The sequence below is a fragment of the Amphritea opalescens genome, from assembly GCF_003957515.1.
Classification (GTDB): Bacteria; Pseudomonadota; Gammaproteobacteria; order Pseudomonadales; family Balneatricaceae; genus Amphritea; species Amphritea opalescens.
Window position 1 is genome coordinate 29,135 of the sequence record NZ_RQXW01000018.1, and the last position, 23,429, is coordinate 52,563.

At 50.2% G+C, this 23,429-nt stretch carries 22 protein-coding genes; 18 read left to right on the forward strand and 4 right to left on the reverse strand.

Going from position 1 to position 23,429, the window contains the following annotated elements:
• Window positions 1-340: 340 nt before the first annotated feature.
• The 16 genes from EH243_RS15805 (at window position 341) to EH243_RS15880 (ending at window position 16,896) form a co-directional block, all read left to right on the forward strand.
• Window positions 341-3,781, forward strand: a complete 3,441-nt coding sequence (locus EH243_RS15805; RefSeq protein WP_126159638.1) for a hybrid sensor histidine kinase/response regulator — start codon at window positions 341-343, stop codon at window positions 3,779-3,781.
• Between the two features lie 68 nt (window positions 3,782-3,849).
• On the forward strand, window positions 3,850-4,746 hold the full coding sequence (locus EH243_RS15810; RefSeq protein ID WP_126159679.1) for a response regulator transcription factor: 897 nt from the start codon (window positions 3,850-3,852) through the stop codon (window positions 4,744-4,746).
• Between the two features lie 15 nt (window positions 4,747-4,761).
• Entirely contained in the window at window positions 4,762-4,968 is a 207-nt protein-coding gene (locus EH243_RS15815) for a HigA family addiction module antitoxin (RefSeq protein ID WP_126159680.1), read from the forward strand.
• A gap of 300 nt (window positions 4,969-5,268) precedes the next feature.
• On the forward strand, window positions 5,269-6,555 hold the full coding sequence (gene urtA, locus EH243_RS15820) for an urea ABC transporter substrate-binding protein (protein WP_126159639.1): 1,287 nt from the start codon (window positions 5,269-5,271) through the stop codon (window positions 6,553-6,555).
• A 234-nt stretch (window positions 6,556-6,789) separates the two neighbouring features.
• Entirely contained in the window at window positions 6,790-8,385 is a 1,596-nt protein-coding gene (gene urtB / locus EH243_RS15825) for an urea ABC transporter permease subunit UrtB (RefSeq protein WP_420897542.1), read from the forward strand.
• A gap of 20 nt (window positions 8,386-8,405) precedes the next feature.
• Window positions 8,406-9,572, forward strand: coding sequence for an urea ABC transporter permease subunit UrtC (urtC, locus tag EH243_RS15830; protein WP_420897543.1), 1,167 nt, complete (start codon window positions 8,406-8,408; stop codon window positions 9,570-9,572).
• Window positions 9,569-10,402, forward strand: a complete 834-nt coding sequence (gene urtD / locus EH243_RS15835; RefSeq protein WP_126159641.1) for an urea ABC transporter ATP-binding protein UrtD — start codon at window positions 9,569-9,571, stop codon at window positions 10,400-10,402. Before urtC ends, urtD begins: the two co-directional genes overlap by 4 nt.
• Window positions 10,399-11,094: an urea ABC transporter ATP-binding subunit UrtE gene (urtE, locus tag EH243_RS15840; protein WP_126159642.1), complete on the forward strand. Its 696-nt coding sequence runs from the start codon at window positions 10,399-10,401 to the stop codon at window positions 11,092-11,094. Before urtD ends, urtE begins: the two co-directional genes overlap by 4 nt.
• A gap of 3 nt (window positions 11,095-11,097) precedes the next feature.
• Entirely contained in the window at window positions 11,098-12,021 is a 924-nt protein-coding gene (locus EH243_RS15845; protein WP_126159643.1) for an urease accessory protein UreD, read from the forward strand.
• 57 nt (window positions 12,022-12,078) lie between these two features.
• On the forward strand, window positions 12,079-12,381 hold the full coding sequence (locus tag EH243_RS15850; RefSeq protein ID WP_126159644.1) for an urease subunit gamma: 303 nt from the start codon (window positions 12,079-12,081) through the stop codon (window positions 12,379-12,381).
• A 12-nt stretch (window positions 12,382-12,393) separates the two neighbouring features.
• Complete coding sequence (locus tag EH243_RS15855) at window positions 12,394-12,717, forward strand: urease subunit beta (RefSeq protein WP_126159645.1); 324 nt, start codon at window positions 12,394-12,396, stop codon at window positions 12,715-12,717.
• Window positions 12,714-14,420, forward strand: a complete 1,707-nt coding sequence (gene ureC / locus EH243_RS15860) for an urease subunit alpha (RefSeq protein ID WP_126159646.1) — start codon at window positions 12,714-12,716, stop codon at window positions 14,418-14,420. Before EH243_RS15855 ends, ureC begins: the two co-directional genes overlap by 4 nt.
• 43 nt (window positions 14,421-14,463) lie before the next feature.
• Window positions 14,464-14,910, forward strand: a complete 447-nt coding sequence (ureE, locus tag EH243_RS15865) for an urease accessory protein UreE (RefSeq protein WP_126159647.1) — start codon at window positions 14,464-14,466, stop codon at window positions 14,908-14,910.
• Entirely contained in the window at window positions 14,888-15,568 is a 681-nt protein-coding gene (locus EH243_RS15870; protein WP_126159648.1) for an urease accessory protein UreF, read from the forward strand. Before ureE ends, EH243_RS15870 begins: the two co-directional genes overlap by 23 nt.
• A 30-nt stretch (window positions 15,569-15,598) precedes the next feature.
• Window positions 15,599-16,273 carry an urease accessory protein UreG gene (gene ureG / locus EH243_RS15875; RefSeq protein ID WP_126159649.1) on the forward strand — a complete coding sequence of 225 codons (675 nt, stop codon included), beginning with the start codon at window positions 15,599-15,601 and terminating at the stop codon, window positions 16,271-16,273.
• 29 nt (window positions 16,274-16,302) lie between these two features.
• Entirely contained in the window at window positions 16,303-16,896 is a 594-nt protein-coding gene (locus EH243_RS15880; RefSeq protein WP_126159650.1) for a HupE/UreJ family protein, read from the forward strand.
• A 170-nt stretch (window positions 16,897-17,066) separates the two neighbouring features.
• On the opposite strand, the gene EH243_RS15885 is transcribed toward EH243_RS15880, so the two are convergent.
• A complete protein-coding gene (locus tag EH243_RS15885) occupies window positions 17,067-18,005 on the reverse strand; it encodes a LysR family transcriptional regulator (protein ID WP_126159651.1) in 939 nt (312 codons plus the stop codon).
• Between the two features lie 106 nt (window positions 18,006-18,111).
• On the opposite strand from EH243_RS15885, the gene EH243_RS15890 reads away from it, so the two are divergent.
• Window positions 18,112-19,122: an NADP-dependent oxidoreductase gene (locus EH243_RS15890; RefSeq protein ID WP_126159652.1), complete on the forward strand. Its 1,011-nt coding sequence runs from the start codon at window positions 18,112-18,114 to the stop codon at window positions 19,120-19,122.
• An 89-nt stretch (window positions 19,123-19,211) separates the two neighbouring features.
• On the forward strand, window positions 19,212-19,892 hold the full coding sequence (locus EH243_RS15895) for a type 1 glutamine amidotransferase domain-containing protein (RefSeq protein ID WP_126159653.1): 681 nt from the start codon (window positions 19,212-19,214) through the stop codon (window positions 19,890-19,892).
• Between the two features lie 83 nt (window positions 19,893-19,975).
• Here the strand turns inward: EH243_RS15895 and EH243_RS15900 are convergent, their stop codons facing one another.
• The 3 genes from EH243_RS15900 to EH243_RS15910 form a co-directional block, all read right to left on the reverse strand.
• Window positions 19,976-20,827 (reverse strand): ABC transporter permease, encoded by an 852-nt coding sequence (locus tag EH243_RS15900; protein WP_126159654.1) that lies wholly within the window; start codon window positions 20,825-20,827, stop codon window positions 19,976-19,978.
• A 4-nt stretch (window positions 20,828-20,831) separates the two neighbouring features.
• Window positions 20,832-22,103 (reverse strand): ABC transporter permease, encoded by a 1,272-nt coding sequence (locus tag EH243_RS15905; protein WP_126159655.1) that lies wholly within the window; start codon window positions 22,101-22,103, stop codon window positions 20,832-20,834.
• Window positions 22,104-22,280: 177 nt separating this feature from the next.
• Window positions 22,281-23,375 carry an ABC transporter substrate-binding protein gene (locus EH243_RS15910; RefSeq protein WP_126159656.1) on the reverse strand — a complete coding sequence of 365 codons (1,095 nt, stop codon included), beginning with the start codon at window positions 23,373-23,375 and terminating at the stop codon, window positions 22,281-22,283.
• Window positions 23,376-23,429: the final 54 nt, after the last annotated feature.

Consider the following 23,429-nt stretch of genomic DNA (forward strand, 5'->3'; position numbering starts at 1 on the left):
AGGATAATTCGTTGCCATCGAGAGGTTTTGAATTCTGTATCGCTAAAATAAAGGGGAACCGTTATGAGAGCGGCGGTTGAGCTTAGTTTCCCTGATATGCGATGCTGTATATTGTTTGCTCAAATAGGGGCTGAATGAGCGACATCAGCATTTTGTTGAGATGAGTTCTGTCGTGGTATTTAAGTGTCACTTACGATGATGGCTTTAGCCGCTGGCATAAAGTATGCAACCTCTAATGGTTAGGTGTTATCGTACAGATCAGCGTTCTCTAGCTTTTATATGGTGCAATGCGTGCACTCTTTGTTCTTTTATGCACTAGCTTTGTGCGCATTGGTGGGTTATGTCAGGGTTCCAGAAAATCCTTAAAGTAAGACGTCACTACAATAAGTGGGTGGCGGATCAGACGCTGGAAGACTACGCGTTACGTTTCACCGCACGCAAGGGGCGGCACATGAGTATCTCCCGAGTGGGTAAAACGGCACTGGGAGCCGCATCGTTTTTAGCGTTAGAGGGGTTGGCCGCCGCGGTGACCCTGAGTTATGGCTTTACCAATACCGTGATGGCGATGGTGGCGGTGTGTGTGGTGTTGTTTATTACCGGTTTTCCGATCGTGTATTACTCGGCCAAGCATGGCTTAGATATCGATCTACTCACACGGGGCGGTGGCTTTGGCTATCTCGGTTCCACTCTAACGTCACTCATCTATGCCTCCTTTACCTTTATCTTTTTTGCCATCGAGGCGGCGATTCTAGCCTCGGCCCTGAAAGCCTTATTTGGTATTCCCCTCGCCCTGGGTTATCTCTTTTGTGCCGTGGCGGTGATTCCGATTGTGACCCACGGTATCACCGCGATCAGCCGGTTTCAGGTGCGCACTCATAATCTCTGGGTGGGGCTGCAGTTGGCGGCCATCGTTGCCGTGCTGTGGTATGAGTTTGATAGCCTTGAAGGCTGGACCGAGTTCAGCCCAGGGATGGGGGCCACGGCTAGCGGTGAGTTTGACATCATTATGTTTGGCGCGGCGGTGTCGGTGTTTTTTGCCCTGTTTGCACAGATAGGTGAGCAGGTGGACTATCTGCGCTTCATGCCGGAAAAAACCGAGGAAAATAAGCGGCAGTGGTGGTTTTGGTTGATTATTGCCGGCCCTGGTTGGGTGTTCACCGGACTGATCAAGATGCTATTAGGATCGTTTCTGGCCTATCTGGCGATTACCCAAGGGATGAGTGTCGTTGAAGCCTCTGATCCTACCTATATGTATCAGCGGGTGTTTCAGTTGATGACCGGTTCACCGGAGATCGCATTACTGCTGGCCGCCCTGATGGTGGTGGTGTGTCAGATGAAAATCAATGTGACCAACGCTTATGCTGGCTCGATTGCGTGGTCGAACTTCTTTTCACGGTTAACCCATAGCCACCCAGGGCGGGTTGTCTGGCTGGTGTTTAATGTCACCATCGCGCTGATCTTGATGGAGTTGGGTATCTATCAGGCGCTGGAAGCTATTCTCGGTATCTTCGCCATTATCGCGATCAGTTGGTTGGCATCACTGTCGGCGGATCTGTTGATCAATAAACCGCTGGGGTTAAGCCCGCCGGGAATCGAGTTTAAGCGTGGCCACCTGTACGACATTAATCCCGTAGGGATGGGGTCGATGATTATCTCGACGACCCTCGGGATGCTGAGTTACTTAGGGTTATTTGGTGAAGAAGCCCGCAATCTCTGTCACTTTGTCAGCCTAATCAGTTGTTTTGTCTGTGTGCCTCTGATCGCTTGGCTAACGGGTGGACGTTACTATATCGCACGACCTAGTGACGATCTGAAACAGTTCATTCGCTTAGAGTCGATCTCGGGGGATAGTCGGCAGGTGAGTATTGTCACCTGTGGTATCTGTGAAAATGACTTTGAGCGGGAGGATATGAGTTTTTGTCCGGCCTATGATTTGCCGATCTGTTCACTCTGCTGTTCGTTGGATGTGCGTTGCTTAGATAGCTGTAAACCAAAGGCGCGACTGTCACGACAGATACTCGAATTTTTACACCTGCTGTTACCCCGTCGAGCGGTGAAGTGGGTGAGTTCCCGTTTAGGCAAGTTTGTGGCGCTGTTGCTGGTGGTCAATCTTGTGTTCGGTGCATTGCTGGCGGTTATCTATCGACAACTAGCACCGGAGACCCCAGAGGAAACAGCCCTAGTGCTGCAGACGATCTGGACACTGTTTTTCACCCTCTTTATCGCGTCAGGTGTGGTGACTTGGTTGTTTTTGTTAACCCATGAAAGCCGTTTGGTGGCACAGCAAGAATCGAATCGCCAGACCATGAAACTCACCCGCGAGATCGAAGCCCATGAGCAAACCGATCTCGAACTGCAGCAGGCTAAAGAGTTAGCCGAGCGGGCTAATGCGGCGAAAAGCCGTTACCTCTCGGGGATCAGTCATGAGTTACGCACGCCATTACAGTCGATATTGGGTTATGCACAGTTATTACGCGAACGTTCAGAACTGCCGGCGGATCAGCAGCGGGGCTTGGATATTATCCACCGTAGTGGCCTTTATCTGACTGATCTGATTGAGGGTTTACTGGATATCTCTAAGATTGAAGCGGGCCGTTTAGATCTGCATCGCAATCAGGTTAATCTGCCGGAGTTGATTGAGCAACTTGCCGAGATGTTTCGCATGCAGGCACTGCAGAAAGGTATCGCGTTTAACTGCCATATCGCGACACCGTTGCCGCAGCGGATTGTTACCGATGAAAAACGGCTACGTCAGATTCTGATTAACCTGCTGTCGAATGCGGTGAAATATACACCGAATGGGCGGGTCGATTTTGATATTCGTTACCGTAATCAGGTGGCGGAGTTTGCGATTCGTGATACCGGCCCAGGCATCGATGAGTACCAGTTGCAGCGAATTTTTGCGCCGTTTGAACGTATCCGCAACCGAGACACGGCGCATCTTCCGGGTACTGGGCTGGGGCTTACCATCGTCAAACTGCTGACCGAAATCATGGGCGGTGACCTACAGGTGGAGAGCGATCCGGGGCAGGGCAGCTGTTTTCGGGTGTCGATGATGTTGCCTTGGGTGAGTAGCGAAGCGCTGACGCCGGTGCTGCAAGAGCAGCGTATTATTGGTTATGAAGGTTATCAGCAAACACTTTGCTTGGTCGATGATGATCCGGTGTTACGTGGTTTGTTGGCGGATATTCTGATGCCGTTGGGGTTCAATATTATCGAGGCCCAAGATGCGGATGCCTGTCTATCACTGTTGCAACAGAGTGAGCCGAATCTATTCTTACTGGATATTTCGATGCCGGGTATGTCGGGGTTACAGTTGGCCAGTATCCTGCGACAGCGTAAAGTGCCGGGTAAGATTGTGATGTTATCGGCCGATGCCCGAGAGTTATCCGCTGAAGATGAAGGGCATGGTAGCTATGATGATTATCTGGTTAAACCGGTGGCGAATCATCAACTGCTCGAAGCCTTGGGTCGGCAGCTAGAGTTGAAATGGATCTATCGGGGTGAATCTGAACCACAACCTAAGGCTGACACGGTGGCCACTGAATCGGCGGTCAGTGCGATAGATCATAGTATTGTGATCATGCAGCCGGATCACCCCTTAATACTGGAATTAAAAAACTGCGCCGAACTTGGTTATCGTAAAGGGGTGATACAGTGTCTTAACGAGATCGAAGGGTTGGACATTCTATCGCTAGGGGCGCTGAATCATCTGCGGCAACTGAGTGATAACTTCCTGTTTGATAAACTTGTCAGCTGTTTGGAGACTCAGAATCAATGAAGATGAGTGACAAGGCGGGAGCTAGCGCCGCAGATAAACCTGATGACATAAACGGAGAAAAAGCATCCATGAGTAACGATGTGGTGTTAGTGGTGGATGATTCACCCAATGCGTTGAGCCTGATTAATGATGCACTGGAGGGGGCTGGGTTAGATATTTTAGTAGCCCTCGAAGGTCGGCAAGCGCTCACCATCTGTAAACGAATTCGCCCCGATATTATTTTGATGGATGCGGTGATGCCGGTGATGGATGGTTTTGAAACCTGTCGGCAGCTGAAGGCTGATCCTGATTTGGCGACCATCCCGGTGGTCTTCATGACGGGCCTGACCGATACCGATGATATTGTCCGCGGCCTAGATAGCGGTGGCGTCGACTATCTCACCAAACCGATCAGCCCCAATGAACTGTTAGCTCGCATTCGGGTGCACTTAGGTAATGCTCGCCAGACCAGCAGTGTCCACAGTGCCTTGGATAGCACAGGTCAGCACCTGCTCACCGTCGGTGATGGTCAGATTCGCTGGGCAACCCCCAGAGCCTATTCACTGCTGCATCGGGCAGAAGTGACGGAAGCGGTTCAGGCGGCGTGTTTGCTGCCTCAGATTAACAACTGGCTGGATCATAACCCCGTAGAGCAGGAACGCATGAAGTTGCGTGATTTAGACTACCCCTTAACGCTCAAGTTGATTGGTTACCAAAGTAGCGGTGAAGTGTTGATGCAGCTAATCGACGGGCGCAAGCCCACGGGCGCCGATCTGTTAAAGCAAGAGCTTGAACTGACCGAGCGGGAAGCGGAAGTGCTTTTCTGGTTAGCAAACGGTAAAACCAATCGCGAGATCGCCGAGATTCTTGAGATCAGACCGCGCACGATTAATAAGCACCTAGAACAGATATTCCCTAAGCTAGGTGTTGAAAACCGTACCGCCGCGGCGGGAGTGGCGTTGCGGTTGATTGCGAGTCATGAATGAGAGCCGTGGCTCAACATTAACCTTGGTGTTGCTGCATCGACGTTAAACCGTGTCGTTAAAGGTAAGAGTGCTGTCACGCCGGAAATGGCGTTACGGTTATCTAAGGTGCTGGGTAGAACCCCTGAAAGCTGGCTCAGTATGCAAAACAACTTTGAACTTTCACACGCGAAGCAAAACGTCAATTTAGATAATGTTCAGCCTTTAGATCTAGATGCTGCGTAATAAGATATGTCGGTTAGTGGTGTAAGCCCTCAGCGCATTAATTTTCAACGTCCTATCTATAGTGCTTAGCTTTGTTTTTTCTAACAAGCGAAACCAAGAGCAACTACCCACAAACGATGAATTCAGCCTTATACGTCATTTGACGTATAGGCGTGCGTCAAATGACATATAGGGGTGCGTCAATCACCCTATACCTAATTCCCCCGTAATTCCCAATAATGGTTCCGTGGCTTCAAACATGCTCGGAGCTTGAGTTTAGCTCGGCAATAAGAATGACAACTCTCAAGAAGGGAAATAGATATGAAGATAAAACATCTGGTTACAGGTATTGCCTTGTCGATGGGCGCAACTGTACTGAGCGTTAGCGCACTCGCGGCTGATACGATCAAAGTAGGTGTACTGCACTCTCTTTCCGGCACCATGGCGATCAGTGAAACAACGTTGAAAGATACGGTGTTGATGATGGTTGAAGAGCAGAACAAAAAGGGCGGCTTACTCGGTAAGCAGCTTGAGGCGATTGTTGTTGACCCTGCGTCAAACTGGCCTCTGTTTGCTGAGAAAGGCCGTGAGTTGTTAACCCAAGAAAAAGTGGATGTCATTTTTGGTAGCTGGACTTCGGTATCACGTAAGTCTGTTTTGCCTGTATTGGAAGAACTGAACGGATTGATGTTTTACCCCGTGCAGTATGAAGGTGAAGAATCATCTAAAAACGTGTTCTACACCGGCGCAGCGCCAAACCAGCAGGCGATTCCTGCGGTTAACTATCTAAAAGATGATCTTGGGGTTGAGCGTTGGGTGTTAGCGGGGACCGACTATGTTTACCCGCGTACCACCAATAAAATTTTAGAAGCGTATTTGAAAGCCAATGGTGTGGCTGAAGAAGATATCATGATCAACTACACACCCTTTGGTCATTCTGATTGGCAGTCGATCGTTTCCGATATTAAGAAGTTCGGTAGCGAAGGCAAGAAAACCGCGGTTGTTTCAACCATTAACGGTGATGCGAATATCCCTTTCTACAAGGAGCTGGGTAACCAAGGTATCTCTGCTGAAGATATCCCCGTGGTGGCTTTCTCGGTGGGTGAAGAAGAGCTGTCAGGTTTAGATACTAAACCTCTGGTAGGTCATCTAGCGGCATGGAACTATTTCCAGAGTGTTGAGAGTGATGCCAATACTGACTTTATCGCAAAATGGAAAGCCTTCACCGGCAATCCTAAGCGCGTCACGAATGACCCGATGGAAGCGACCTATATCGGCTTTAAAATGTGGACCCAGGCGGTAGAGAAAGCGGGTACAACCGATGTGGATGCTGTTGAACAGGCGATGATTGGTCAGGAAACTGAAAACTTGACCGGTGGTATGGCGTATATGAATAAAAACCACCACCTGAGCAAGCCTGTATTGATCGGTGAAATTCAGGAAGATGGTCAGTTGGAAGTGGTTTGGGAAACAGAAGGATTGGTGGCCGGTGATGCATGGTCAGACTTTCTGCCAGGTTCTAAAGACCTGATCGCAGATTGGACAGCGCCTATCTCTTGCGGTAACTACAACACTAAGACTAAGACCTGTTCAGGTCAGACCTATTAATTTTAGTGCTTAATATTTTCATCAGCAGGCTTCGTGATAGAAGCCTGCTCTTTTTCAAGTTTGAATCAACAGAGCTTATAAAAAAAGCTGAATTCAGGCGAGTGTCTTGCCCGTTGATCTCGTCGACTAACAGCCTTTTTTATAAGCGCTTTTAATGCGCCCAGTTAGAACGGAATTAAGCACGGATAGTGCTTATCCGCCCTATGTGAACGGAGAACGCCTGTGAAATATTTAATGGCCATCTGCGGTTGTCTGTTGAGCTTACTGGTGAGTACCAGTGCGCTGGCAGCATCGCCGTCCGAGGCTCAGCAGCCTTTGCTGATGCAGCTGACCGAGGTTAAGCTCAGCAAAGCGTTACCGGTATTACAGCAATTGGAAGCATCGACAGGGGCCGATATGATGCCGCTGTTTAAAACCATGCTGGCCGGTAAACTTTATTATGTAAAAGAGAGCCGCAGCCTGATTGTGGTATCGAAAGAGCAGGGCGAAACCCGCTATACCGGTCTATTCTCCGCCGCACCGCGCGATGATCTGAGTAAAAAACAGGTCAAGAAGATCAAAGTTAATAATAAATTGCGGGGCTATCTACGTGAGTCTATTGCACGGATGCAGTTGCATCACTCAGACCCAGAGGTGCGTGTCGAAGCGGTACGCTCACTGTTTTCTGACCTAGATGCACCGACCGTTGAATTAATTCGCACCGCACGACTAGATGAACAAAGCCGTTCGGTGCAGGCGGTGATGGATGTGGCCTTGGCGATGGACCGAGCGGAGCATTCAGAGGATGCCACCGCACGACTTCAGGCGGTGAAAGCTCTCTACGGTAGCCTTGAGCCGGCGGTGCGTAACCAACTGACGAAGCTCGCTGAAAATGATCCCTCTGGCAGTGTTCGCAAGGCCGCGCAGAAGGGCTTGGATAAAATTGCTAAACAGGCTGAGCGGTACAACTTTGTCAATCAGCTGTTTTTTGGCTTGAGCCTTGGCTCGGTATTACTGCTGGCGGCGATCGGTTTGGCGATCACCTTCGGAGTGATGGGGGTCATTAATATGGCGCACGGCGAGATGATTATGTTGGGGGCTTATACCACCTATGTGGTGCAGTTGATGCTACCCAATATGATTGAGTACTCCCTGTGGATTGCGGTGCCCTTGGCGTTTATGGTGTCGGGTTTGGCGGGGGTGTTGATCGAGCGATTGGTGATTCGTCACCTACATGGTCGTCCCCTAGAAACCTTGTTGGCGACCTTCGGTATTAGTCTTATCTTGCAGCAGTTGGTACGTAGCGTCTTTTCACCGCTGAACCGTCAGGTGGCAACGCCGGATTGGATGAGTGGCTCGATCGAGATCAACCCACTGCTAAGTCTAACCTTGAATCGTCTTTATATCGTTGCCTTTGCACTGCTGGTGTTTATGTTGCTGCTGCTGGTGTTGAAGAAAACCTCGCTGGGTTTGAATGTGCGGGCGGTCTCTCAAAATCGTGATATGGCGAAAGCGATGGGTATACGCACCGACCGCGTGGATGCCATGACCTTTGGTTTGGGTTCGGGTATTGCCGGTATCGCCGGTGTCGCACTGAGTCAGTTGACCAATGTAGGCCCAAATCTGGGGCAAGCCTATATCATCGATTCCTTTATGGTGGTGGTGTTTGGCGGTGTGGGTAATCTCTGGGGGACGCTGGTGGCGGCGTTTACCTTGGGTATCGCCAATAAGTTTATCGAACCGGTGACCGGCGCAGTACTGGCCAGTATTTTGGTGTTGGTGTTTATCATTCTGTTTATTCAGAAACGGCCTAAAGGACTGTTTCCTCAGAAAGGGAGGGCGGCAGAATGAGTAACGCTATGAATAAAATAATGGGTCGTTATACCGGCTGGGCACGCATCAATGGCGAGAGTAAGGTGGCGCCTTTTGTGGTGCTGTTACTGGCCGTCACGGTATTGGCATCGGCTTGTAACCTGCTGTTGCCAGCGGGTTCTATGTTTTATGTCTCTACTTACACCATCACCCTGTTAGGCAAGTATCTCTGCTATGCGATGTTGGCATTAGCGGTCGATGTTATCTGGGGTTATTGCGGTATTTTGAGTTTAGGACACGGGGCATTCTTCGCCCTAGGCGGTTATGCCATGGGCATGTATCTGATGCGTCAGATCGGTGATCGTGGCGTTTATGGCAACCCTGAACTGCCAGACTTTATGGTGTTTCTTAACTGGAACGAATTGCCTTGGTTTTGGCAGGGGATGGATCAATTCTGGTTAGCCATGTTGATGGTGTTGCTGGTGCCCGGTGTGCTGGCTTTCGTCTTTGGCTGGTTGGCGTTTCGGTCACGGGTGACGGGGGTGTATCTGTCGATTATGACGCAAGCACTCACCTATGCGCTGCTGCTGGCTTTTTTCCGTAATGAGATGGGCTTTGGTGGCAATAACGGCCTGACAGATTTTAAAGATATTTTAGGTTTCGACCTGCAAGCGGATAGCACCCGTGTATCGCTCTTTATCATTACCGCGCTGCTGCTGTGTGGATTGTTGATTTTGAGTAAAAAAATCATGCAGACCCGTTTCGGTAAAGTCATTGTCGCAGTGCGTGATGGCGAGAGTCGGGCACGCTTTATCGGTTATCGTACCGAACATTACAAAGTATGGTTATTTGTCTATTCAGCGATGATTGCCGGTATTGCCGGGGCCTTGTATGTCCCTCAGGTGGGCATTATCAATCCGGGTGAGTTCTCGCCGGTTAACTCGATTGAGATTGTTATTTGGGTCGCTGTCGGAGGGCGAGGCACCCTAATTGGCGCGATTATTGGGGCGATTCTGGTGAACTATGCCAAAACGAAATTCACCGCCATTATGCCCGACGGCTGGTTGTTCGCTTTAGGCGCGATGTTTGTACTGGTGACCCTTTACCTACCGAAAGGGCTGATGGGGCTACTGTCTCAACTGCAAGGGGATAAACAACCAACAGCACCGGTGGATACGCCTTTAGCCAATGATAACCGTGAGCAGAAAAGTGAGGGGCAGGCATGAGTGTTCTAGAGACTACCCGTGAAGTGATGCGACGGGATCAGGTATGGCCGTTTTTGCAGGATAATGAAACCCAGGTGGATATCTCCCATCAGGTGTTGCTGTATGTTGAAGGACTTAATCTCAGCTTCGATGGCTTTAAAGCACTGAATGATCTGAACCTATATATCAATGATGGCGAGTTGCGCTGCCTGATCGGTGCCAACGGGGCGGGTAAAACCACCTTGATGGATGTGATTACCGGTAAAACCCAGTGTGATAGTGGCACGGTCTATTTTGGTCAGTCGATCAACCTGCTGAATAAAGATGAAGCGGAGATCGCGCAACTAGGGATCGGCCGTAAGTTTCAGAAACCAACGGTCTTTGAAGCCCATACGGTGATGGATAATCTTGAGTTATCGTTGAAGAGTAATAAAAGGGTATTGCCGACACTGTTCGCCAGCTTAACCGGTGAAGAGTATGACCGTATCGATGAGGTATTAGAAACCATCGGCCTAAAGGGTGAACGGATGCTACTGGCCGGCTCGCTGTCTCACGGTCAAAAGCAGTGGTTAGAGATTGGCATGTTACTGATGGCGAATCCCCGTTTGTTGCTGGTGGATGAGCCGGTGGCCGGGATGACGATTCAGGAAGGTGAGCGTACCGCTGAACTCCTGACGTCACTGGCCGGTGAGCGCACCGTGGTGGTGGTTGAGCATGATATGGAGTTTGTCCGTAGTATCGCGCGCACGGTGACGGTATTGCATCAGGGCTCGGTGTTGGCGGAAGGCTCGATGGACGATATTCAGAATAATCAGGATGTCATTGAAGTGTATTTGGGAGAAGCGCCATGATCAGTATCAACCACGTTAATCAGGTTTATGGCGGCACACAGATACTCTGGGATCTTAATTTAGATATTAAGGCCGGTTCCTGTACCTGTATTATGGGCCGAAATGGAGTGGGTAAAACCACGCTGCTGAAATGTATTATGGGGCTACTGCCGGTGAGTAGCGGTGAGATTCTGCTACAAGGTGAACCGCTGCAAATGCAAAAAGCGGAATACCGCGCCTCCGCTGGTATAGGCTATGTGCCACAGGGGCGTGATATTTTCCCCTTACTGACCGTCGAGGAAAACCTAAAGATTGGTTTGCCGATTCGTAAAGACGGGGCCAAAGAGGTACCGGAAAAGATTTTTGAGCTGTTTCCCGTATTGAAAGAGATGCTACAGCGGCGGGGGGGAGACCTTTCCGGCGGCCAGCAACAGCAATTGGCTATTGGGCGGGCACTGGTACTGGAACCAAAAGTACTTATTTTGGATGAACCTAACGAAGGGATACAGCCGAATATTGTTAAACAGATTGGAGATGTTATTCTAAAACTCAATAAAGAAGAGGGGCTGACGGTGATTCTGGTTGAACAAAAGTTAGGTTTTGCCCGTCGAGTGGGTGAAGAGTTCAGATTAATGGAACGTGGTCGTGTAGTAGCTAGCGATCGAATGGATAATCTGAGTGAGGATCTTATCCGTCAATATCTGGCGGTTTAATCGATGAATAACCTGTCCCAGTCCCTATCCGCATCCATTTCAGAAGATGCGCCCAATGTGCTGCCTAAAGCCTCGGCGTGGAATGCAGAGCTTTCATTACAGTTTGGCCGCACCGCCCGCGGCTCGGTGTTGCAACGGGCCGACCATCGTGGGCCGCTGTACGTACAGAAAGCGTTTTATCCGGAAGGGCCCGATCTCGCTCAGGTTTATCTACTCCATCCTCCGGGTGGTTTAGTCTCTGGTGATCGTCTGGAAATCACCGTGAATACCGGCGCGGATAGCCATGCGTTGCTGACGACCCCCGGAGCGGGTCGAGTCTATCGCGCCCGTCCCGATCGCGCCTTACAGCATCAGATCAATACCCTCAATTTAAGTCCCGGTAGCTCGATTGAATGGCTGCCGCTGGAAACCATCCTTTATCCCGATGCTTGTACGCGCCTGGATACCCGTGTGAACTTAGCGGATAACGCGCATTTCATTGGCTGGGAGATTACCAGTCTTGGGTTACCCAATCGGGACCTCCCCTTTAGCGATGGAAGTCTGTCGCAGACACTGCAAATCAATCGTGGCGAACGTATTTTATTGCGCGAGCGGTTACAGATTGATGAGCAGAATCGGGGACTGCTACAGGGCAGTGCCGGTTTGCGCGGCAAACCCGTGACCGGTCTGATGGTCGCGGGGCCATTTGACCTAGCGATGGATGAAAACACTGAACATTCCATTGAACCGCTGATTCAACAGCTACGTCAGCATGCCCAAGATTGCGGTGCGCTGGCCGCGGTGAGCTTGACCGGTGAGTTTTTGACTATTCGCTACCTAGGCGATCAGACCGATTTAGCGATGCAGCTGTTTGTGCGCTGCTGGCATGAGATTCGCCCCGAATTGTTAGGCCGTGCTGGTTGTGAACCTCGTATCTGGGCAACCTGATAACGATGTTAATCATCACCAGTACGCTATGAACGAGATACGTTAAAAGGATCGATTATGGAACTGCTGCCAAGAGAGAAAGATAAACTGCTGGTCTTTACCGCTGCATTATTGGCGGAACGACGTCTTAATCGAGGACTGAAACTGAACTACCCCGAAGCGATGGCATACCTGACCATGGAGATTATGGAAGGCGCTCGCGATGGTAAAACCGTGGCTGAATTGATGGGCTACGGCAAAACCCTATTGACGGCGGATCAAGTGATGCCGGGGGTGATCGAACTGATTCAAGAAGTTCAGGTGGAAGCGACCTTTCCCGATGGCACCAAGTTGGTGACCGTTCATAACCCGATCTGTTGAGAGGAGATAACCATGATTCCCGGAGAAATTCAGCCTGCGAAAGGCGATATTCTGCTCAATGAGGGACGCAAAATCGTGTCTCTTCGGGTCGAAAACCGTGGCGACCGTCCGGTTCAGATAGGTTCCCATTATCATTTTTATGAAGTGAATCCGGCGCTGGAGTTTGAGCGAGAAAAAACCCGAGGTTTCCGCCTTAATATCGCCTCCGGTACCGCGGTGCGTTTTGAGCCGGGGCAGGGGCGCGAAGTCGAGTTGGTTGAATATGCGGGTAGTCGCACCGTCTATGGTTTTCGCGGCGAAGTGATGGGGCCGTTGGATGCGGAGGATACGCTATGAGTAAGATGGATCGTACGGCCTATGCGCAGATGTTTGGCCCAACCACCGGTGACCGTGTCCGCCTAGGGGATACCGAGTTATGGATCGAGGTCGAAAAAGATTTTACCACCTACGGTGATGAAGTTAAGTTTGGTGGTGGCAAGGTTATCCGTGATGGTCAGGGGCAGAGCCAGTGTGGCAATGATATCGCCGTTGATCTGGTGATCACCAATGCGCTGGTGCTGGATCACTGGGGGATTGTTAAGGGGGATGTGGGCATCCGCGAAGGCCGTATTTTTAAAGTCGGCAAAGCGGGTAACCCCGATACCCAGGATAACGTTGATATTGTGATTGGCCCCGGCACCGAAGTGATCGCCGGAGAGGGTAGCATTCTGACGGCCGGTGGTATTGATGCGCATATTCATTTTATCTGTCCACAGCAGATCGATGAGGCATTGATGTCCGGTGTGACCACTATGTTGGGCGGGGGTACTGGCCCCGCGACAGGTACTAATGCGACCACCTGTACACCGGGCCCTTGGAATATCGGTAAAATGTTGCAAGCGACCGACTCGATGCCGATGAACTTTGGTTTTCTCGGTAAGGGCAATGGCAGTTTACCAAAACCACTGGAAGATCAGTTGGAAGCCGGTGCCTGTGGCTTGAAGCTCCATGAAGATTGGGGCACCACGCCGGCATCGATTGATAACTGTCTCTCGGTTGCCGATCAATATGATGTTCAGGTGGCGATCCATACCGATACGCTAAACGAGTCTGGCTTTGTCGATGATACCTTGGCGGCGTTCAAAGACCGGGTGATCCACACCTACCATACGGAAGGGGCTGGTGGTGGCCATGCGCCGGATATTATCCGCGCCTGTGCTTACCCGAATGTACTGCCCTCATCGACCAACCCGACGCGACCCTTCACCCGAAATACCGTCGATGAACACCTAGATATGCTAATGGTATGTCACCATCTGGATAGCAATATCCCTGAAGATGTGGCCTTTGCCGATTCCCGTATTCGCAAAGAAACCATCGCGGCGGAAGATCTATTCCATGATCGCGGAGCTTTCAGCATGATCTCCTCGGATTCGCAGGCGATGGGGCGTGTGGGTGAGGTGGTGACCCGAACCTGGCAAACCGCCCATAAGATGAAAACGCAGTTTGGTTTGCTGCCTGAGGATGAAGCCTTAGGTTGTGATAATTTCCGTGCTCGCCGTTACATTGCTAAATACACCATTAATCCAGCGATTGCCCATGGTATCTCCCATGAGGTTGGCTCGATTGAACCGGGTAAACTGGCTGATTTAGTGCTGTGGAAACCCGCTTTTTTCGGCGTGAAACCATCGTTAATCATCAAAGGGGGCATGATAGCGGCGGCGCCGATGGGCGACCCTAATGCTTCGATTCCCACCCCGCAACCGGTGCATTACCGTCCGATGTTTGGCTCTTATGGGCAGGCGCCGGCGAAAACCTCGGTTACCTTTGTCTCGGGTGCCGCACTGGAGCGCGATATTGGCACCAGCTTAGGGCTTAATCGACGGCTGGTGGCCTGTTGTAATACCCGCAATATCGGTAAGAAAGATATGGTGCACAATAGCTGGATGCCGAATATTACCGTCGATCCACAAACCTATGAGGTCCGTGCAGACGGTGAATTGCTCACCTGTGAGCCCGCTGACGTGCTGCCATTGGCCCAGTTATATAATCTGTTCTGATGTCGAAAACCTTTTTTAAGATTATTTATGGTAAGGGAATGGAATGCTTGAAGTTTATGAACGTTTAGGCGATCACTGCCATGGTGAGGTGTATACCACCGTGGTGTTAAGCCATGAGCAGCGTGATCGTGGTCGGTTAAAGCTGACCGGCGAAAACGGGGAAGAGGTCCGTCTATTCCTCGAACGGGGAAAACCGTTACAGGTGGGTGAATATCTAAAAACCACCTGCGGTAAATATGTTCAGGTTGAAGGCGCCGTCGAACCGGTGACCCACGCTACTTGTGAGGATTGGCATACCTTTGCGCGGGCCTGTTATCACTTGGGTAATCGGCATGTGAAACTACAGGTGGGGGAACGCTGGCTGAAAATGCAGCCCGATCATGTACTTGAAGAGATGCTGCTATTGCTGGGGCTAACGCTGAGTCATGAGCAGGACGTATTTGTACCCGAATCAGGAGCCTACAGTCATGGCGGCCATCACCACCACTGATACCGCTCTGTTAAGGTTAATGCAGCTGAGTAGTGTTAGCTTACCAATCGGTGGCTATGCCTTCTCACAAGGGCTGGAATATGCCATTGAAGCCGGCTGGATCAAACGGTCTGATCAGGTAGCACAGTGGTTAGAGCAACAGCTGTTGTACTCGGTGGCGCAAACGGATCTGCCGATACTAAAGCGCACCATGGAGGCGATGGCTCAGCAGGATCATGTTGCGCTGTTGCGTTGTAATGATCTGGCATTGGCCTGTCGAGAAACCCGTGAACTCAGGCTAACGGATAGTGCCATGGGTGAGGCGATGAATCGCTTGCTGGTCAGCTTAGGATTACCGCAGCCGCTACCGACATCCGGTGAGTTAAGCTATGTGGTGCTGTTTGGCATTGCGGCGCAAAACTGGCAGATCGATTACGCGGTGGCTGCGTTGGGATTCCTTTGGTCATGGTTAGAAAATCAGGTAGCGGCGGCCACTAAGCTGGTGCCATTAGGGCAAACCCAAGCACAGCAGTTATTGGTTGAACTGCAGCCTCTGCTACCACAGGCGATCAGTCGCGCAGCATCAGTAGAAGAAGATGACATTGGTAATGGTCTGCAGGGGTTGGCAATCGCCAGTGCCGGCCATGAAACGCAGTATTCAAGGTTATTCCGCTCTTGATCCAATCAACAGCGGTTATTCAGGAGAGTTATGTTGAGCACAGAGACACAGGCAGACAATCATAAGCAAAAACAAACACTACGAATTGGCGTGGGTGGTCCCGTCGGCTCCGGTAAAACAGCGCTGCTGCGTTCGCTTTGTTCGGCGATGCGGGAGTATTACGATATTGCGGTTGTCACTAACGATATCTATACCAAGGAAGATGCGAAGTTTTTGACTGAACATGAAGCCCTCGATGCTGATCGTATTATTGGTGTGGAAACCGGTGGTTGTCCCCATACGGCAATCCGCGAAGATGCTTCGATGAATCTAGCCGCCATTGACCAACTGCTAGCCCGTCATGGCGAATTGGATGTGGTGTTTGTCGAGAGCGGAGGGGATAACCTGAGCGCGACATTCAGCCCCGAACTGTCAGACCTAACCATCTATGTGATCGATGTATCCGCCGGCGATAAAATTCCCCGTAAAGGTGGCCCCGGTATTACCCGTTCCGATCTGTTAGTGATTAATAAAACCGATTTAGCACCGTTAGTAGGCGCGTCACTCGAGGTGATGGATGTCGATGCCAAGCGGATGCGAGGGGAGCGTCCCTTCGTGTTTTCAAATCTGAAAAAAGCCGAAGGCCTGCAGCAGATTATTGATTTCATCGTGTCCGAAGGGATGCTTGAACCGAAACAGCTGCCGCCCGTTAAGGCTGTCGTTTAATATTGAGTTAGACTTTTAAGGAGCACACTATGAATAAACGCAATCAACTACGCCTGGTAACTTTAGGTGCGGCGTTAGCACCCCTGTCGGCGATGGCCCATACCGGTCATGAAGTGTCTGGTTTTTTTCAGGGTATTGCGCATCCACTGACCGGTGCTGATCATCTATTGGTGATGTTAGCGGTGGGCTTATTAGCCGCAGGCCGAAGCCGTGTGGGTGGTCTGAATCGTGAAAGCATCGCTATCCCCGCCGCGTTTCTCTTCGCCATGGTAGGCGGTACCCTGTTAGCGCTGGCCGGTGTGGCAGTGCCTTTTGTTGAACAGGGGATTGTTGTCTCTGTGATGGCAGCCGGTGTGTTATTAGCGTTGGCGGTGCGATTCTCGCTAGTTATGGGCGCTGTTGTCGCGGCCTCTTTTGCCCTATTCCATGGTTTAGCACATGGTGCAGAGCTACCGTTGGCCGCCAGTCCGTTGGGCTATATTGCCGGCTTTATGATCAGCACCGCTGCACTGTTGATGGCAGGCACTAAGTTAGGCCAACTGGCGGATAGCTACAGCCTAGGCTTGATCTCCCGCATTGCCGGTGTTGCCGTGGCTGCGTTTGGTATCGCTGTGGCCGTGTAAACGCTAGCGCGTTAAATGGTTAGGTTATCTGGTGGTGGCAGGTATTAGCACTGCTGGGTAATCAATGAGACTCGGTGTATCAGTCACGCCGGTCGTTATGAATGATGACTTTAAGTTACTTTAATTGTCGCTCGAACGCTTAAATCCCTCCCAGCTTAACCCGCAAGATTTTACACCCTAAAGCCGACATTGAGTGTTTCTAGGGTGTGGGTTAACTCTTCAAATACTAAATTTCTCAACCACATATGCGCCGGATCTTTGAGGTAGCGTTCATGCCAGATAATCGAGTAGGTAAAGCCTTTTTGCGGCATCGGGAAGGGGAGTATTTTCAACTGGTATTGCTCGGCAAAGCTAATGGCTAAACCGTAGGGCACGGTGAGAATAAGATCACTTTGCGAGATGATCGCCAGTGCCGCCACAAAGTGGGGTACCCGCAATGCGATCCGCCGTTTAAGCCCCCGTTCCTCTAACAGATAATCAATGGCACCTTTACGTGCACCGCCCATCGTAATCAGCGCATGGGGATAGTTGGCATACTGCGCCAAATCCAGCCCCTGCTCGGCTGCAGGGTGGTCATTGCGAACCACGCAGACAAATTGGTCACTACCCACCCCTCGTCCATGAATCGCCGCTGGAGCATCCTTTATCGTGCAGGTGGCGAGGTCAATATCATGTTGATCTAGCTCCTGCAGTAAGCTTTCCTGCCAAGGGACAATCTCTAAGTTAACGCCGGGGGCTTCAGCGCGTAATCGTTTGATTACCGGCGGTAGTAGCACCTGAGCACCGTAGTCGGTGGTGGCTAATCTGAAATTCTGGGTTGCGGTTTCCGGCGTGAAGGTCGCTGGGGTAATCAGATGACTCAGATCCTGCAGGGATTGGCGCAGTTGTAGGGCCAGCGCCTCTGCACGGGGGGTCGGGATGAGTCCCTTGGGTGTACGGGTAAATAAGGGATCATTAAACAGTGTACGCAGCCGAGCGAGGTTACGACTGATCGCCGGCTGAGTCAGATTTAATCGGCCGGCGGCTCGGGTAACACTGCGCTCTTCGAGTAATACTTGAAAGACGGGTAAGAGATTGAGGTCGGTGCCGGAAAGGTTATCGGTATTCATTCATGATTTCTAGTTATGTTTAATATATGCCTAATGCATTGGATGCATATTGATAGTGAGAATAGACTACTCATCATTATCTGACAATATTTATGGAAGGTGTTAAATGTATATTGAGTCTAATCGTGAAATTCAGCTTCTTCGTCGTCCTGTCGGTATCCCTTCTAAAGAAGATTTTAAGCTAGTGAGTCATCCTGTTGCTGAGCTGCAAGAGGGTGAAGTGTTGGTGAAAAATACCTGGCTTTCGGTTGATCCCTATATGCGTGGACGGATGATGGAACGCGCTAGCTATATTGAACCATTCGCCCTCAATGAAGTGTTAAGTGGTGGGGCCGTCGGTGAAGTTGTCGAGTCTCGCAACACTGATTTTCCCGTGGGCCGTAAGGTGTCAAGCATGAATGGCTGGCGGGAATACTTTACCTCTACGGGTGATGATCTTCAGTTGTTACCGCACACTGAGATCGCGGAGCAGGCGTTCTTGAGCGTACTGGGAATGACAGGAATGACGGCATTTACGGGGCTGACCAAAATTGCAGAGTTAAAAGAGGGCGATCGCGTGTTTGTTTCCGCCGCCTCAGGTGCGGTCGGCGCGATAGTATGCCAGATCGCTAAACTCAAAGGTTGTTATGTGGCGGGTAGCGTAGGCTCGGATGAGAAAGCGCGTTATCTCTTAGATGATTTAGGCGTTGATGCGGTGGTCAACTATAAAACGACCGACGATCTGCAGGAAAGCATTGCTAAGGCTTGTCCAGAAGGCATCGATGTCTATTTTGAGAATGTCGGCGGTGCTCACCTAGAAGCGGTATTAAACCTGATGAATGATCATGGACGTATCGCAGTTTGCGGCATGATCGATCAATACAACGCCACCACGCCACAGGCTGGACCAGCGAATTTATCCCAATTGATTATTAAGAAACTCAAAGTTCAGGGCTTTATCGTGTTTGAACACTGGGATGATTATCCAGCCTTTGTTGAGCAGATGACTCAATGGATCGAAGCGGGGAAAATTACCTGGAAAGAGACGGTTTATAACGGTATTGAACAAGCACCAGATGCCTTTATTGGCCTATTTAAGGGTGAGAATACCGGCAAGATGTTGGTAAAACTCGCTTAAACAGTCAGTGGCTCAGTTGAGCATTCGATGATTAATTAAAGTGCGGACTGATATTAAATTTAGTCGCCCGCCAGAAAGGAAAGATTACGATGAATATTTTATTTGTACTGACGTCACACGATGAGCTGGGTAATACTGGCGAGAAAACCGGTTTTTGGGTTGAAGAATTTGCCGCGCCTTATTATGTGCTAGCGGACGCTGGCGTTAATATTACCTTGGCTTCGCCTGCCGGTGGTCAACCACCGATCGATCCGAAAAGTGCGTTGGAAGATTTCCAGACAGAGGATACCCGTCGTTTTGATCAGGATGCTGATCTGCAACAGAAGCTAGCGAACACGTTGCCATTAAATAGCGTGTCTGCCGATGATTATGATGCAATCTTTTATCCCGGTGGCCATGGCCCAATGTGGGATCTGACTCAGAACAAAGCCTCTATTGCTTTGATTGAAACCTTTGCCCGTCAGGGTAAGCCTGTGTCAGCGGTCTGTCATGCACCGAGTGTGTTGTTAAACACTAAAGATGAGGCGGGCGAGCCACTCGTTAAGAACAAGAAGGTCACGGGCTTTACCAATACCGAAGAAGCGGCGGTCGGCTTAACCGAGGTGGTGCCATTCTTGTTGGAAGACGAGTTGAAGCAGCGCGGCGGTGTTTATTCGCAGGGACCAGACTGGGGACCTTATCTGGTTGAGGATGGTTTATTGATTACCGGCCAGAACCCAGCCTCTTCGACGCTGGTCGCGAAAGCTGTGTTAGCCCGCTTGAGCAAATAGCCATTTAATAAGGTGGTGATATAAAAAAGTCACTGGGAGCTAAGGCTGCCAGTGACTTTTTTGGTTAAAGCGGAGAACAGTGATTAATGCGCGCTGATACCACGAATCGCTTCAGAGCGACGACGTAGATATTCCACGGTGCTTAGCAGCATGATGGACATACAGACGAGCATGGTTGCAACGGCCAAGATGGTCGGACTAATCTGCTCACGAATACCGGCCCACATCTGCATCGGTACTGTTCGCTGTTCTGCACCGGCAATAAAGATCGCAACGACCACTTCATCCACCGAAGTCATCAGGGCAAACAGGCCGCCTGAGATAACACCGGTCATAATCAATGGCACTGTGACTTTAAAGAACGCATAGGTTGGCGAAGCCCCTAGACTGTTAGCTGCTCTGACTAAATTGTAGTCAAAACCACTCAGTGTCGCGGTCACCGTGATCACCACAAAGGGGGTACCGAGTGCGGTATGAGCGAGTATTAAGCCCATATAGCTCTGTGATACGCCGATAGATGAATAGAAAAAGAACATGCCCGCCGCAGATATAATCAACGGTACGATCATAGGAGAGATCAATAACCCCATGATTAGGCCTTTAAAGGGTAGTTCTGAACGACTCAATCCCAGTGCTGCCAAGGTGCCTAGCACCATGGATAGGAAGGTCGAGCAGACCGCGACAATAAAGGTGTTCTTGATTGCGGCCATCCAGCGCTCACTAGCAAAAAACTCTTGATACCAGCGGAGTGAGTAGGCATCAGGGTCGAACTCCAGCATACCTTCGGTAAAGCTGAAGTAGGGCTCAACATTGAATGACAATGGAATAATAATAAGCAACGGCGTTATTAAGAAAATAAATACCATGCCGCAAAAAAGACGGAACGCATAGTACCAGAATGTTTCTAAGGGGCCGGCATACGATGGAAGTGCCATAATCTTACCTCAACGTCATCTGATTGTTACCACCGAATAGGCGGCTGTAAAGGGCATAGATACCTAACACCAGTGTTAGCAGTACCACACCGAGCGCGGCTGCAAGACCCCAGTTAAGCGAGCTTTGCATATGGTATGCAATCATGTTGCCGATAAACTGTCCGGTCTGGCCACCCACCAACGCAGGGGTAATGTAGTAACCGATCGCGAGAATAAACACCAAGATGGCGCCCGCGGATATACCCGGTACGGATTGCGGTAGATAAACCTTAACGAAAGCGGTAAACGGGGTCGCGCCGAGTGATCGAGCCGCCCGCATATAGCTTGGTGGAATAGTTTTCATCACCGAATAGAGCGGCAGGATCATAAACGGCAATAGTATATGGGTCATGGCAATGACCGTACCCGTGGCGTTGTAGATCATACTCAGCCGGCTCTCATCATTGACTAGGCCGAACCAAACGAGAATATCATTGATCACCCCTTGTCCTTGCAGTAGGGCGATCCAAGATGAGGTTCGTACCAGCAGCGAGGTCCAGAAGGGTAGTAGCACCAAGATCATCAGGGTGTTGGCAACACGCATTGGCAGTGATGCCAGCAGATAGGACACTGGGTAGCCGAGCAGCAAGGTCAATAAGGTGATGACCACCGACATCCAGACGGTTCGCCAGAGCATCTGCAGGTAGACACGCTGATTCTCCGGTAGCATTCTGATTTCACCCTCGGGGGTGGTTTCCATATCGAATGCGGCAATGTAATACGACGTGGTATAGGGTTTCGATTCGCGTTTAATGACTCGCCAGTTATCAATATCGCCCCAACCTTTATTGATTTTGATCAGTTGGGCTTTGTATGGCGGTTTGAGTCTAGCAGCTTTACGCGCGGTGCCGGTTAACAGGCTGCGCATCTGACTTTTTTCGTAATTTAGACGGGTAGCCGCTTTACCAATGGTATGGTTTTTACGACCCACGACCAAGTCTTCAACCAGTGCCGCATAGGTTGCTTCATCCGGCAGTTCGTTGCTATCGCCATCCCAGCTCGCTAACGCAGCGGTGGTATTAGGCATATATTCGGAAACCTGCGGATTATCAATCGACCGGAATAGCATGGTTGCGATAGGTGAAACAAAGGTGACCATGATAAAGATAAGCAGGGGTGCTACCAGAAACAGGGCGCGGACTTTTTTGCGGCGCAATGAGCGATGCATATCCGAGGTAAGTCGTTTCTGTTCGTCCGGGGTTAATTGGCCTTCGGCCTCGACAGTATTTGCCATCATGAGGAATACAAACCCTTTATTGATGATGAATTAAAATGGCGGTTGGTTGTGCATGGTACCGTTGATAATGATGAATCATCATCTGATCGTTTGGTTTGATGATCGATCAAATCATGACTCGATAATCAGCATTTAACTCATAAAGGGGGGCTTGGCAGCCCCCCAGCATTTACGTACTTATTGTACTAACCAAGCGTTAAAGCGTTGACGCAGTTCGTCACCGTTATCAGCCCAGAATTCAGCATTTTTCTTGATAGGTGTTTTGAAGTTAACTGGCGTAGTAGGCATATGGGGAGCCATTTTTACACCGGTTTCCGCATGAGTATCAACCAGTGGTGCAGAAGATTTACGTGCAGGACCATAAGAGATGTATTTAGTTTGATCGGCTAGACGTTGCGTGTCAGTTGCGAAACGCAGGTAGTCCATGGCCGCTTTCTTATGTGGAGCACCTTTTGGAATGATATAACCATCTAGCTCATAAACCTGACCGTCCCAAATAATGGTGAACGGCTGGTTTTCGACGACTTGAGCGTTAAAGATACGACCGTTATAAGCGGACGCGATAGCGACTTCACCGTCGGCTAGTAGTTGTGGTGGTTGAGCACCAGCATCCCACCAGATGATTGAATCTTTAATAGTATCGAGTTTAGCGAAAGCACGTTCTACACCTTCAGGAGTCCCCAAGACATCGTAAACTTCATCATAAGGTACGCCATCAGCAGCAAGAGCCCACTCTAGGTTAGCATCAGGTTTTTTCTCAAAGGCACGCTTACCTGGGAATTTTTTAACGTTAAATACGTCAGCAATGGTTTTTGGTTTTTCGCCCGGGAATGCTTTGTCGTTGAATGAGAACAGCGTGGCATAAACGATGGTAGGAACATAACAACCAGAAAGAGAACCTTCTATAAAGTCTTCCATTACCGGCGTGCCATCAGCACCTGGGTTAAGATCTTTTTCGTAATCGAGTTCTTGTGCGATACCTTCATCACAGGCCAGAATTGCGTCGCCTTCCAGAATATCCAGTACATCCCAAGTTACGTTGCCGGCTTCTGTTTGAGCACGCAGACCCGCTAGACCATTACCTGACTTATCTTCGTCAACAATCTTAATGCCCGTTTTTGCCGTGAATGGATCGCTGTAGGCCATGCGTTGGGATTTTGTGTACGCTCCACCCCATGATACAACCGTTAGTGGCTCAGCTGCAGTCGCAGAACCCACACATACAGCAGCACCTAGTGCTAGGACAGATGTTAATTTGGAAAATTTCTTCATTTGGCATTTCCTCTCGGGCTTTAATGACATGACATCTTCTTAGTGAAGACGCTG

What these genes read in the sequence shown, in the direction of transcription:
- urtC (WP_420897543.1), top strand. Translation starts at nt 8,406, where the DNA reads ATGGGTCGTTATACCGGCTGGGCACGCATCAATGGCGAGAGTAAGGTG.
- EH243_RS15910 (WP_126159656.1), bottom strand. Translation starts at nt 23,375, where the DNA reads ATGAAGAAATTTTCCAAATTAACATCTGTCCTAGCACTAGGTGCTGCT.
- ureE (WP_126159647.1), top strand. Translation starts at nt 14,464, where the DNA reads ATGCTTGAAGTTTATGAACGTTTAGGCGATCACTGCCATGGTGAGGTG.
- EH243_RS15870 (WP_126159648.1), top strand. Translation starts at nt 14,888, where the DNA reads ATGGCGGCCATCACCACCACTGATACCGCTCTGTTAAGGTTAATGCAG.
- EH243_RS15880 (WP_126159650.1), top strand. Translation starts at nt 16,303, where the DNA reads ATGAATAAACGCAATCAACTACGCCTGGTAACTTTAGGTGCGGCGTTA.
- urtB (WP_420897542.1), top strand. Translation starts at nt 6,790, where the DNA reads ATGGCCATCTGCGGTTGTCTGTTGAGCTTACTGGTGAGTACCAGTGCG.
- ureG (WP_126159649.1), top strand. Translation starts at nt 15,599, where the DNA reads ATGTTGAGCACAGAGACACAGGCAGACAATCATAAGCAAAAACAAACA.
- urtA (WP_126159639.1), top strand. Translation starts at nt 5,269, where the DNA reads ATGAAGATAAAACATCTGGTTACAGGTATTGCCTTGTCGATGGGCGCA.
- EH243_RS15805 (WP_126159638.1), top strand. Translation starts at nt 341, where the DNA reads ATGTCAGGGTTCCAGAAAATCCTTAAAGTAAGACGTCACTACAATAAG.
- EH243_RS15895 (WP_126159653.1), top strand. Translation starts at nt 19,212, where the DNA reads ATGAATATTTTATTTGTACTGACGTCACACGATGAGCTGGGTAATACT.
- ureC (WP_126159646.1), top strand. Translation starts at nt 12,714, where the DNA reads ATGAGTAAGATGGATCGTACGGCCTATGCGCAGATGTTTGGCCCAACC.
- EH243_RS15810 (WP_126159679.1), top strand. Translation starts at nt 3,850, where the DNA reads ATGAGTAACGATGTGGTGTTAGTGGTGGATGATTCACCCAATGCGTTG.
- urtE (WP_126159642.1), top strand. Translation starts at nt 10,399, where the DNA reads ATGATCAGTATCAACCACGTTAATCAGGTTTATGGCGGCACACAGATA.
- EH243_RS15900 (WP_126159654.1), bottom strand. Translation starts at nt 20,827, where the DNA reads ATGGCACTTCCATCGTATGCCGGCCCCTTAGAAACATTCTGGTACTAT.
- urtD (WP_126159641.1), top strand. Translation starts at nt 9,569, where the DNA reads ATGAGTGTTCTAGAGACTACCCGTGAAGTGATGCGACGGGATCAGGTA.
- EH243_RS15845 (WP_126159643.1), top strand. Translation starts at nt 11,098, where the DNA reads ATGAATAACCTGTCCCAGTCCCTATCCGCATCCATTTCAGAAGATGCG.
- EH243_RS15905 (WP_126159655.1), bottom strand. Translation starts at nt 22,103, where the DNA reads ATGATGGCAAATACTGTCGAGGCCGAAGGCCAATTAACCCCGGACGAA.
- EH243_RS15890 (WP_126159652.1), top strand. Translation starts at nt 18,112, where the DNA reads ATGTATATTGAGTCTAATCGTGAAATTCAGCTTCTTCGTCGTCCTGTC.
- EH243_RS15885 (WP_126159651.1), bottom strand. Translation starts at nt 18,005, where the DNA reads ATGAATACCGATAACCTTTCCGGCACCGACCTCAATCTCTTACCCGTC.
- EH243_RS15850 (WP_126159644.1), top strand. Translation starts at nt 12,079, where the DNA reads ATGGAACTGCTGCCAAGAGAGAAAGATAAACTGCTGGTCTTTACCGCT.
- EH243_RS15855 (WP_126159645.1), top strand. Translation starts at nt 12,394, where the DNA reads ATGATTCCCGGAGAAATTCAGCCTGCGAAAGGCGATATTCTGCTCAAT.